The organism is Marinifilum sp. N1E240, from assembly GCF_009295825.1.
Taxonomy (GTDB): Bacteria; Bacteroidota; Bacteroidia; order Bacteroidales; family Marinifilaceae; genus Marinifilum_A; species Marinifilum_A sediminis.
In genome coordinates this window covers 1013585-1027215 of sequence record NZ_WHKF01000001.1, presented here as the reverse complement: position 1 = coordinate 1027215, position 13631 = coordinate 1013585, and the positions used below count along the sequence as shown (strand labels likewise).

General features: G+C 35.6%; 3 protein-coding genes. 1 reads left to right on the top strand and 2 read right to left on the bottom strand.

Translation table 11 applies throughout. The features are described from left to right. Positions 1 to 43 precede the first annotated feature (43 nt). A complete protein-coding gene (locus tag GCQ56_RS04195; RefSeq protein WP_152733125.1) occupies positions 44 to 1402 on the bottom strand; it encodes a phospholipase D-like domain-containing protein in 1359 nt (452 codons plus the stop codon). 642 nt (positions 1403 to 2044) lie between these two features. On the opposite strand from GCQ56_RS04195, the gene GCQ56_RS04190 reads away from it, so the two are divergent. Continuing rightward, positions 2045 to 10921, top strand: a complete 8877-nt coding sequence (locus GCQ56_RS04190; protein WP_193323708.1) for an MBG domain-containing protein — start codon at positions 2045 to 2047, stop codon at positions 10919 to 10921. A 126-nt stretch (positions 10922 to 11047) separates the two neighbouring features. Here GCQ56_RS04190 and GCQ56_RS04185 read toward each other — a convergent pair whose 3' ends face one another. Further along, a complete protein-coding gene (locus GCQ56_RS04185) occupies positions 11048 to 13609 on the bottom strand; it encodes a DUF3857 domain-containing protein (RefSeq protein WP_152733123.1) in 2562 nt (853 codons plus the stop codon). Between the last annotated feature and the right edge of the window lie 22 nt (positions 13610 to 13631).

The window sequence follows — 13631 nt, the reverse complement described above, 5'->3', positions numbered from 1 at the left end:
TAATCATCGCAAAGATATAAAATGAAGGCTAACAATTATCCTTTTACACACATCCCTTTTCAGTACAACATATAACTTGCTTACTTTCATTACAACTGCAAATATCATCAAAATTCGATGCGAACTCTTTTGCGAGTTTTGAATCTGTAATTACAACATGACTTGCAACTTCACAATGGATTCCTGAATAGGAAAGTTCAGGCATTTTTTTAAATGAAGATATATTCACTTTATCAAGATATATAAATTGTGTAGGCGTATAATTGTAAGTGCAAAAAACCAGGATATCATCTATAAGAATATACTTTGAATGAACAGATTCATTCACAAAATAGGAAACCGTTTTACACCTATACAATTCCGAAGCAAATTCTTGAAAACTCTTCACATTTTGAGGAGTTCGAAATTTAAACTCATCGAAATTACCAACTATATCTGATGGAGCTGAAAAAGTTTGAGACAAACAACTAATTTTAATGCCCCTTTTAGCACATGCAATTAGTTCTCCCAGTACTCCTTTTTTCCTCACATCATGTGATAATTTACTATGAAATTGCGATGGAACTGTATAATTAAAGGCTGCCAGATGTTGAGCGCAAATTCTTATCTCTTCTTTTGCCCCTTTTAGTAAATCAATCAATTTTGCTTCCATCAAAAAAGAGGAATCGAGATAAAATGGAGCTGAAAAAAAAGCGCTATCTGTATTGTTTGATTCAACCAAAGGGTAGTTGTTACAACTGGTATTTAATTCTCGTGAAAATTTATGGATATCAACAGCATTGACATTTAAATCTTTAAAGAAGCATTCAAATGCTTTTTGGTAAGCTTCCTCATTCTCGATTATAAGTAAGGATTCATTTTTAACCAAATCGCGTACTGCAAAATTAGAGGAACTTAAAATTGAGGCAAAACCATCTTTCATAGTAATGTAACATGCCTTTATGTGTAATGAATAAGGTAATTTACCTCTCGAGAATTTCTTCACATAAGGACTACGAACATACAAATGAGGAAAAAAGCGGATCGTAAATTCATCTGTATTCTTCAGTTTATAATGCTCACTGAAAATGTCTTTTGCCAAATCGTACTTCGAAAAAGTTCGATCGCTATACTGATTCGAGCGACTAAATTTGATTTTCTTTGGATTATTTGGATCAAAGCCTTCCAAAGGAATGGTAACAACATTTACTTTAATTCCACCGTAAACCAGCTCCTTCAAAAAATTATAAAATACACGGTTATTGAACAAATACCAAGCTATATCTATTTGCTGAATACGATCTTTTCTCTCCTGAATGAATTGCATTAATTTATCAAGCAGCTTGGGTGATCCACCCTCTTGATGGAAATCAAATTTATTAGGGTATAAATTCGGAGAATCAAAATAAGAATAGAATGCCATCTTTATTTATATGTTTAAGTTAACAACATTTAAGACTTAATTCTTAAAATTAAATAATATTATTGTACATAGAAACATACTAAGATTAGTATTCAATATATTTTTGCTCTGGTTCAAATATTTTATAACAGAAAAGATCAAAACCTTCACTCAACTTAACTATTTTCTAGTACTAAACCTACTTTTCAGTTAACTCTATAGCTTTTAGGGATCATTACCTTTTTTTCCCGCTATTAATATATGAGTTATAGAGGATAACAACGATTCGATTATCATCTTATCCAGTCTGAAATACTATCAAATCACAAAAAACACAACCTTCCTCTTCCCAAACCAAACCAAACCAAACACCACTATTTACTTTCAAAAACGTCAAAGAATTAATTCTTGTGATTCAATAAATTCTACAAATTTAAATTTAGAGTTATTCTACATTGTCACTAAATTCCTTATAATAGATCGATAGAACCAATGTTTATATAACAACAATTATATATATGTGTACTAAAACCTATTAATTAAAATAACATTTTAGTACTTAATATATATATTTGTTTCATTCATTAAATACATACGATTTAGATGAATAATATCTTCTTAAAATCACAACAAAATTTCTCTATACCTAATACATTCTACTTTATGAAAATTTTTACTCTAATTGGCTTTGTTCTTATCCTACTTCTTAGCGGAAGTATCAATAGTAATGCTCAAAAGCTTTTGGAAACTTTTGAGGAATCCAATAATACAGGTGGCAATTCAGGTTTAGGACTTTGCACAGATATTGTTGGGGATATTAACAATGATGGGTATGATGATATAGCCATAACTGGACGAGACAGCTACTATCCAACAAGCCGTGTTTTTATTTATTATGGAGGTAAGGAATTCGATGATACACCAGATTTAATTTTAGAAGGAGATTTGGGAGATGCTTCATTTGGAGATGCGGTATCAGGAGCTGGAGATATCAATCAGGATGGTTATGATGATATCATAGTAGGAAGTGATGAACACAATTCAAACACAGGGAAAGCCTATATTTTTTATGGAGGTGCTGAAATGGACAATGTTGCCGACTTAGTTTTGTCCGGAGAGGGTCCTGAACATCATTTTGGTTATGGAATATCAAGAACAGGAGATATTAACAATGATGGTTATGCTGATGTTATGATCGGAGCATATGGATATAACTCCAATACAGGTCGAGTATATATTTATTATGGAGGTGTCACCATGGATGATGTTCCTGATTTAATTTTGACAGGGGAATCACCAGGTGATAGATATGGAACAATTATATCTGAGGCTGGAGATATTAACAATGATGAATACGCAGATATTCTTATTGGCGCTTATGGGTACAGTTCAAACACAGGTCGTGTATATGTTTATCATGGTGGAGAAAGCATGAGTACAACTCCAGACTTAATATTAACTGGTGAAACAGAAGGTGGTAACTTTGGTATTTCAATATCTGAAATTGGTGATGCAAACAATGATGGGTTTGATGATTTTGTAGTTGGAGGCAGATCTTACTATTCGGATCGTAGAACTTTCCTGTATTATGGAGGTTTAGATATGGACAATCACTATGATAACTACTTAGTGGAGGATAATGCCTTGTCAGGCTATAATAAACGTATATTGGTATCTGGAGCAGGTGATGTTAATAAGGATGGTTATGACGATGTTGTTTCTTTATATTATTCGCTCGATCATAAAAAGTGTCGCATATATATACACCTAGGGAGAGAGAGACTAAACAATTACCCCGACTTAACAATAACAGAAGATTCTTATTATAATGGTTTTCGCTTAACCACAGGTGGTGATATCAACGGAGATGGCTACGATGACTTACTATTTGGTCACGGCGCATATGACTATTACAATGGTCGTGTCTTGCTCTATTATGGTAGCGATGAGATGGATAATGTAGCTGATTTTGAAATTCTTGGGGAGGGGAAAGAAAATGCCTTTGGTAAATCTGTTTCAAGTGCTGGAGATGTTAACAATGATGGCTTTGAAGATATGTTGATTGGAGCCCAGGGTTTTAATAAAAATACGGGGCGTGCATATATTTATTACGGAGGTATTGAAATGGATTTTACACCTGATGTAATAATGACAGGAAGCGAAGGTGTAAATACATATTTTGGAAACTCGGTAGCTGGTATTGGAGATGTTAATAATGATGGTTTTGATGATGTGATGATTGGAGCTGAGGCTTATGTCTCAAATAAAGGACGTGCCTATATTTTCTTCGGTGGCACTGATATGGATAGTAAGCCTGATGTAATCCTGACAGGAGAGGAAATTAATAATTATTTCGGTTGTTCGTTTGCTGGAGCGGGTGACGTGAATAATGATGGTTTTGACGATGTACTAGTTGGAGCATATGGTTATAATTCCAAGGGGCGTTCCTATCTATTTTATGGAGGATCAACAATGGATAATACGCCCGATTTGATCATGAATACTACGATTAACAATAACAATTTTGGTTTGGTTGTCTCAGGGGCCGGTGACTTGAATAAAGACGGTTTTGATGATTTTGCCATTGGTGCTTTGAATGGAACAGAAATTTATTTTGGTGGATCGAGTATGGATAATGTATCTGATGTTTCCATATCAGAAGGGAAAGCATCTGAATTTGGAAAATCTGTCTCAAAAGCAGGAGATGTCAACAAGGATGGATTCGACGATATCATTGTTGGAGATTACTCTATTAACTCAAATACCGGTCGTACTTATATTTTCTATGGAGGAACCGAAATGGACAATATTCCTGATGTAACATTAACAGGTAAAGGAGGTGATAGTTATTTTGGAGAATCCGTAGCCGGAGGTGGTGATATCAATAAAGATGGTTATGATGATATTGCTATTGGAGAAAGAGCTGGTTATTTCGGTAACGAACGAACCTATTTTTATTATGGAGGTGCTGAAATGGATAATAATCCTGATGTCACAATAATTGAAGAAAGCAGGATTGTTAACTTGGGAAATTCTATTTCAATTGTAGGTGATGTAAATAAGGATGGCTTTGATGAAGTCATGATTGGAGATTTTGAATCACCACATAATGGGAAAGCTTTTCTCTATACAATGAGTCCTTTGCCAATGGTAAAAACACAAAGAATTACTGATGTTACAAATCAAAATGCCACAGCTAAAGGAAACATTTTAGATCTTGGAGACACATCACCTACTGCTCACGGTTTTTGCTGGAGTACAGATCCTTCTCCAACAATTTCAAACCATATACTTGATAAAGGAGCTGCAACAACAACAGGAGATTTTTCTGGAAACATTAATAATCTATTTGTAGGCACAACTTATTTCATAAGAGCATTTGCAACTAATGATTCGGGAACAAACTATGGAGAAGAATTAACATTTACGACACCAAAATCAGATCAAGCAATAACATTCAATGCACTTAATAATGTTACTTATGGTGATGCTAATTTCGAATTAACTGCAACGACATCTTCTAACTTAGGAATTACATATAGCAGTTCAGATCACTCCGTAGCAATGGTTACTGGTACAACTCTTTCAATTGTTGGAGTAGGTACGGCAACAATCACAGCTTCTCAGGAAGGAAATGATAGCTATAATGCGGCGGCAGAGGTTCAACAGTCAATAACCATCAATAAAGCAACATTAACTGTAAGTGCGGATGACAAAAGTAAAACTTATGGCGATGCCAATCCTTCCTTTACAAAAAGTTATAGCGGCTTTGTAAATGGTGAAGATAATTCTGCTTTAACTGCAGAACCAACAATTAGTTCAGCTGCCGACGCAACCACAGGTGTAGGTTCAGAGACTATTACTTTAACTGGAGGGGAAGCTGACAATTATAGCTTTAATAATATAAACGGAACTTTAAGCATCAACAAAGCAGAGCTTGTCGTAACTGCTAATAACGCAAGTAAAAACTATGGAGATGATAATCCTGCTTTTACTTTCAATTATTCCGGTTTTGTGAATGGCGAAGATGCAAGCGGACTTGATACAGAACCTGTCGCTTCATCCACTGCTAATGCTTTAACAAATGCTGGAGAAGTAGATATTACAGTCTCAGGAGGTACTGATAACAATTACAGTTTTAAGTATGTGAATGCCACTTTAAGCATTCAAAAAACTGAACTTACAGTAACAGCTGATGATAAAAGCAAGATTTATGGTGAAAGTAATCCTGAGCTAACGATAAGCTATTCTGGCTTTGTGAATGGTGAAGATGCAAGTGTCTTTAACATTCTTCCAATTGCCAATTCAAGTGCGAACGCTACTACAAGTGTTGGTTCAAATCTTATTACTGTCTCCGGAGGAGTAGCTCTCAACTACAATATTACCTATGTAAATGGTACTTTAGATATCAGTAAGGCAGAATTAACAGTTACATCCGATGATAAAAGTAAAACCTATGGGGATGTCAATCCTTCTTTTACTAAAAGCTATAGCGGCTTTGTAAATGGTGACGATATTTCTGCTTTAACTGCAGAACCAACAATTAGTTCAGCTGCCGACGCAACCACAGGTGTAGGTTCAGCTAGTATTACTTTAACTGGAGGGGAATCTAACCATTACAGCTTTAATAATGTGAACGGAACTTTAAGCATCAACAAAGCAGAACTTGTCGTAACTGCAAATAACGCAAGTAAAAACTATGGAGATGATAATCCCGCTTTTACTTTCAATTATTCCGGTTTTGTGAATGGCGAAGATGCAAGTGTACTTGATACAGAACCTGTCGCTTCATCCACTGCTAATGCTTTAACAAATGCCGGAGAAGTAGATATTACTGTCTCGGGAGGTATTGATGACAATTACAATTTTAACTATGTGAATGCCACTTTAAACATTCAAAAAACTGAACTCACAGTAACTGCTGATGATAAAAGTAAAACATTTGGCGATGCCAATCCAGAATTTACGGTAAGTTATACTGGTTTTGTGAATGGTGACGATGCAAGGGTGCTAGAATCAGAACCTGTTGCTACATCTAATGCTGACGAAAAATCTGATTACGGTGTAGCACTTATTAGAGTGTTAGGAGGAGCTGATGATAACTATAGTTTTAAATATATTAATGGTCATTTAGTGGTTAATAAAGCAGAACTTATTGTAACGGCAAATGATAAGAGTAAAACCTATGGTGAAAACAATCCTGATTTTACCCTAAACTATACTGGTTTTGTAAATGATCAAGATGAAACAGTTCTAAGCTCTAAACCAATTCTTTCCACAACTGCGGATGAAACAACAGATGCAGGTTCTGCTATTATTACAGTTTCAGGAGGTGTAGCTAACGACTATTATTTTACCTATATAAATGGTACTTTAGATATTAACAAAGCTAAATTAACAGTTTCTGCTGATGACCAAACCAAAACTTATGGTGAAGCTAATCCAAACTTTACCTTAAACTACAATGGTTTTGTAAATGGTGAAAATGCAAGCGTACTTGATACAGAACCTGTCGCTTCCTCTATCGCTAATGCTTCAACAAATGTCGGTGACCTAGATATTACAGTTTCGGGAGGTGCCGATGCCAATTACGATTTCGACTATGTGAATGGTACTTTAGCGATCAATAAAGCAGAACTATTTGTTAGCGCCGATAACCAAACGAAGACTTATGGTGAAGTCAATCCCGAATTTACTTTAAGCTATACAGGTTTTGTGAACGGTGATGGTGAATCTGTTTTAGATACCAAACCAACATGTACTTCTCTAGCCAATACGCAAACAGATATTGGTGATGTCCAAATTGTGATTAGTGAAGGTCATGATGACAACTATAACTTCAATCTGACGAATGGAACTCTAAGCATTAGTAAAGCCGAATTAACTGTAACTGCAGACGACAAAGTTAAAAACTATGGTGAAGTAAATCCGGAGTTAACACTAAGCTATTCTGGTTTTATGAATGGTGAAGATGCAACTGCATTGACAAGTCAGCCTACACTAGCTTCATCTGCCGATGAAACGACAGCTTATGGATCTGCTGACATTCTGGTTTCGGGAGGAATCGCTGATAATTACAGCTTTAAGTATCAGAACGGAACATTATTAATCAACAAAGCTATAGTAACCGTTACAGCAGATGATAAAACCAGGAATTACGGTGAATCCAATCCTGAATTTACCTTAAACTATAGTGGATTTGTGAATGGAGAAAATAAGACTGCTATAAGTACAGAACCAACTGCCTCATGCCTGGCAGACCAAACTACAGAAGTTAGCGGTGTTGAAATTACGGTGAGCGGAGGTTCGGCTGACAATTACGATTTTGACTATGTAAATGGAATGCTTTTAATCAACAAAGCGGAACTATTTGTTAGTGCCGATAACCAAACGAAGACTTATGGTGAAGCAAATCCTGAATTTACTTTAAGCTATACAGGTTTTGTGAACGGTGATAATGAATCTGTTTTAGATACCAAACCAACATGTACTTCTCTAGCCAATACGCAAACAGATATTGGAGATGTCCAAATTGTGATTAGTGAAGGTCATGATGACAACTATAATTTCAATCTGACGAATGGAATTCTAAGTATTACTAAAGCAGAACTAACCGTAATAGCAGAAGACAAAGTAAAAACCTATGGTGAAGCAAATCCAGACTTAACACTAAGCTATTCTGGTTTTGTGAATGGTGAAGATGCAACTGTACTGACAAGCCAACCTACACTCTCTTCAAATGCAAATGAAACCACTGCTTATGGTTCAGCTGATATCCTGCTTTCAGGAGGAGAAGCTGATAATTACGCTTTCAAGTATCAAAACGGAACATTATTAATCAACAAAGCGATATTAACTGTTACAGCAGATGATAAAACCAAGAACTACGGTGAAGCAAATCCTGAATTGACTCTATCTTACTCTGGTTTTGTGAATGGTGAAAACAAAACTACTATAAGTACAGAGCCAACTACCTCATGCCTGGCAACCAATTCTACGGAAGTTAGTGGTGTTGAAATTACTGTGAGCGGAGGTTCGGCTGACAATTACGATTTTGACTATGTAAATGGAATGCTTTTAATCAACAAGGCAGAACTATTTGTTAGCGCTGATAAGCAAACAAAGGTTTATGGTGAGGTTAATCCTGAATTTACTTTGAGTTATACAGGCTTTGTGAATGGTGATAATGAATCTGTTTTAGATAGCAAACCTACATGTTCTTCTCTAGCCAATACGCAAACAGATATTGGTGATGTCCAAATTGTGATTAGTGAAGGTCATGATGACAACTATAATTTCAATCTGACGAATGGAATTCTAAGTATTACTAAAGCAGAACTAACCGTAATAGCAGAAGACAAAGTAAAAACCTATGGTGAAGCAAATCCAGACTTAACACTAAGCTATTCCGGGTTTGTAAATGGTGAAAACGCAAGTGTGTTGACAAATCAGCCTTCACTTGCTTCAACAGCCGATGAAACGACCGCTTATGGTTCTGCGGACATTCTTGTTTCAGGAGGAGAAGCTGATAATTACGCTTTCAAATATCAGAATGGTATATTATTAATAAACAAAGCCATACTTACCGTTACAGCAGATGATAAAACCAGGAATTACGGTGAAATCAATCCTACTTTTAGTCTAAACTATAATGGGTTTGTTAACGGTGAAAACGTGACTGCTTTGAATACGGAGCCAACTGCCTCATGCCTGGCAGACCAAACTACAGAAGTTAGCGGTGTTGAAATTACGGTGAACGGAGGATCGGCTGATAACTACTACTTTGACTATGTAAATGGAATGCTTTTAATCAACAAGGCAGAACTATTTGTTAGCGCCGATAACCAAACGAAGACTTATGGTGAAGTCAATCCCGAATTTACTCTAAGCTATACAGGTTTTGTGAACGGTGATGGTGAATCTGTTTTAGATACCAAACCAACATGTACTTCTCTAGCCAATACGCAAACAGATATTGGTGATGTCCAAATTGTGATTAGTGAAGGTCATGATGACAACTATAATTTCAATCTGACGAATGGAATTCTAAGTATTACTAAAGCAGAACTAACCGTAATAGCAGATGACAAAGTAAAAAACTATGGTGAAGCAAATCCAGACTTAACACTAAGCTATTCCGGGTTTGTAAATGGTGAAAACGCAAGTGTGTTGACAAATCAGCCTTCACTTGTTTCAACAGCCGATGAAACGACCGCTTATGGTTCTGCGGATATTCTTGTTTCAGGAGGAGAAGCTGATAATTACGCTTTCAAATATCAGAATGGTACATTATTAATAAACAAAGCCATACTTACCGCTACAGCAGATGATAAAACCAGGAATTACGGTGAAATCAATCCTACTTTTAGTCTAAACTATAATGGGTTTGTTAACGGTGAAAACAAAACTGCTTTGAGCACAGAACCAACTGCCTCGTGTATGGCAACTAAGGCTACCGAAGTTAGTGGTGTAGAAATTACTGTAAGTGGAGGTTCTGCTGACAATTACGATTTTGACTATGTAAATGGAATTCTTTTAATCAACAAAGCAGAATTGTTTGTGACTGCTGACAACCAAACGAAGGTGTATGGTGAGATCAATCCAGAATTTACTTTGAGCTATACAGGCTTTGTGAACGGAGATGGTGAATCTGTTTTAGATACCAAACCAACTTGTTCTTCTCTAGCCAATACGCAAACAGAAATTGGTGATGTCGATATTGTGCTTAATGGAGGTAACGACGACAATTATAACTTCAATCTTGGGAATGGAACATTAACAATCAACAAAGCTGAATTAACCGTAAGTGCTGATAACAAAAGTAAGACCTATGGAGAGGTAAATCCAGAGTTGACTCTATACTATTCGGGTTTTGTGAATGGTGAAGATGAATCCGTTCTTACAAGCCAACCAACAGTTAGTTCATTAGCTGATGCCTCGTCAAATGCAGGTAGTTATGCAATTACTCTTGCTGAAGGTGCTGCAGACAACTACAGTCTTACTTATGCAGATGGTGCCTTAACAATTCACAAAGCTGAATTGACAGTAAGTGCTGACAATCAAACAAGAGAGCAAGGTACAGCAAATCCTGATTTAACTTTTAGCATTAATGGATTCGTTAATGGTGATGATGAATCTGATTTGGATGATCTTCCTGTTGCAACTTGTGAGGCAGATGAGAATTCAGAGGCAGGTGATTACGATATTATTGTAGATTCAGGCGAGGACAATAATTATTTCTTTAACTACAACAATGGAGTGATGACGGTAACCATTGTAACAGATATTTCGGAAATTGAGGTTCTTAAACTGACCACCTACCCTAACCCTACAAAAGATTGGTTAATTATCAACTGGACAGACAACAACACTCACAATGCTGAAATTCAGATCCTGAATATAAACGGAAGCTTGATCAAAAACATTAACAATTATAATAATGGATCAAGAATAAATGTTTCGAATTTGAAAACCGGCACATACATCCTGAGAATAAAAATAGATAATCATTATCAAAGTAAGAGATTCATAAAAATCTAATCATCAGGAAATAATACAGTTTAAATCTAAGACGAGAACAAGCTTACAACTTCTCAATCTCAAATCAAAAAAGCGATTGCACTATACAGTGCAATCGCTTTTAATTTTTAAATAGGATTCGAAGAACTAGATCCGCTCAGTAGCTATTTCCAAATCCAGATTCTTTGAAGAATTGTTCCGCTTACGAGTTCTCACAAAAGTTTCCTTAACTCTCTGTGATTTCATCATGTATGGAATCCAAATCGCCGCACCTACTACACTCCTGGTTAGATCATTATAATCAATAGTATCTGCACCAAGTATTTCTGCACCTAATAGGGTATCAATAATTAATCCCGCCAATACAGCCACTCGAAAGTAAATGTATAGCTTTGGGAAGATCGTTCTTTTCTGATGCATTAATACGATTAAAAATATCGCAGCCAAGATTGTTGCAATATTATAGATCAATTCAAAAAAGTAGAACCCACCGGATAAAAATGGCATGTTGTTATATAATTCTATAAACTGATCCCAGGTTGCCTGATTAAAATATCCTGAATCGTAAATTAAATATGCAATGGAAATAGGTGTCATGTAAAGTCCTAGAGCTACCAATCCAAGCCAACCACCTATAGTTTCTCTTACTTGGGGATATCTTATCTCAGGTTTAAGCTCCCAGAGGTACAATTTCTTGAATACAAAAAACAGGCAAATCAATAATAGTACTGTAATGAATAATGCAGGACCAAATAATTTAAATTTAGTATCTACATTCACCCCCCATTCTATTGCATATTCACACTTATCACTTACAAGGTCATAATCTTTAAAATACCTTTTTAAATTCTTAACTGGCACATGATCTTTTAAGGTTTTATACCGATAACTTACCGTAACCATATGCGCCAATTTATTTACCGAAACATTGTAATTAAATTTAAAAATGTCATTCACTATGCTATCTGTTTCTTCTATAAATCCTAGCTCTTTATGTTTTGGCAAATGAAGATTTATTTTCAATTCTACATCTACTGGGTAATTTATTTTTAAAGGTGTGGTTCTTACCTGATCGTTTGTAGAATTCATGAACTCATAAAAATTGTATGGATAAAAGCTCGAATACAATTCTATGGTGTCTTTCCCTCTATGTTCCCATAAATCTTCAATGTAATACTTCTCTACAACCTTGAATACATTGTTCTCTTCATCATCATGAAAACAGAGAGCAGAACCTTTTTGCCAACTTAAATTCTCATAATACTGACTGCAAAAATCCAAATAATCATCCTTATTTTCAGCCATTGAGGATCCAATATTCACACTTCTCTTTGAATTGGCCAACTCACCAGAAAAACTGCTTACAACTTCATATCTCACTTTTGAAACACTATCGGTTAACCAGAAATTCTCATTTATAACAACTTTTTTACAAGCATTTTCGGGAATGGTCTCAAGTGTATTGCTTTTCTGATCAATTACAAGTGCTTTTCCATACATAGGATTCTGAATCTCACTCAAACCTCCCTTTTCACCATTACTTGTTGGATCGACCCAATATTCCTTACCCTTCCAAATAAATTTTACAATTACATGATTAAAAGCAAATGGTGATGCCGAGAATTGATCGACAAACCTCTTGTGCTTTGTACTCACCAATGCAGGCCAGGCAGAAACTCCAATACGATTAAGCATAAGACTCAACAAATAAGATTTGTCCTTACAATCCCCAAATCGCTGATGGAAAACTCTTTCCGGGTGGTGAGGCTTGTGAGAGTTAACGCCATTACTCATTGCCAGATATCGAATCTCATCCTGTGTAAATCTGATTAAATCAATTATCTCTTCTTCTTTCGTACCAGATTTTTTATCTGCTAAAAACTCATCAATTCCCGAACAATCAATATTTATTGGATACAATTCGAGCATAAATGAACGAACCTCATTCCAATTTTTAAAAGAACTAACCTCTGAACGCGGATAGGCATTGTGCCAACTAGGTGTGTCGTCATCAGTAAAAATGGGCGCTACATTCTGCAAATCCCAAACCAGGCGTTTTACTTGTTTTGTGCTACGTAATTTAGGATTAGTGCCTCCGAACAGATTCTTAATTTTCACCTTCTTATCTCTGGGCAGCAGCATCTCATAATACAAATGCTGAATTTCTACATTGTAAGCCTGTGATACCATAGAATAAGCATAGTCTTTAAAAATGGGGTTGGCTCCCTTAAATGTATATTCATATTCAAGGATGTCACCTACACGAATATCTTCTAATATTGTAACCGCTGAATAACTGCCATCATAGAGGTAACGATCCGCTTTTTTTTCATTACGCATCAACTCAACCTTACTCCTGTCTAACTTGTTTATAATTTTTCCATTGCGATGAACAACGATTTTATTTATAACCAATTCCTGATAAGATGGATCGAAAGTAAACTCCAACTGAGAATTGCTTTGAACACCATCCTCATTATTTAATCGTATGCAATACCTATAATTGTATTCTTTTGTAATTTCATTATCCTGCCAGTCTAAAAGCAGATAACTAATAGAACCTTCATTTTCCAAATTCTTTACATTACTATTGAATTTAACTTTTGATTTCCAAGATGGTGAAGGTCCTATTTTAAAAGTAGGTGTAGCTATAGATAAAAAGGCTTGACTCGTAAAAATCAGCACAAGTAGTAGGCGCAATAATTTCATTAATCTGGGTTTAGTATTAGAT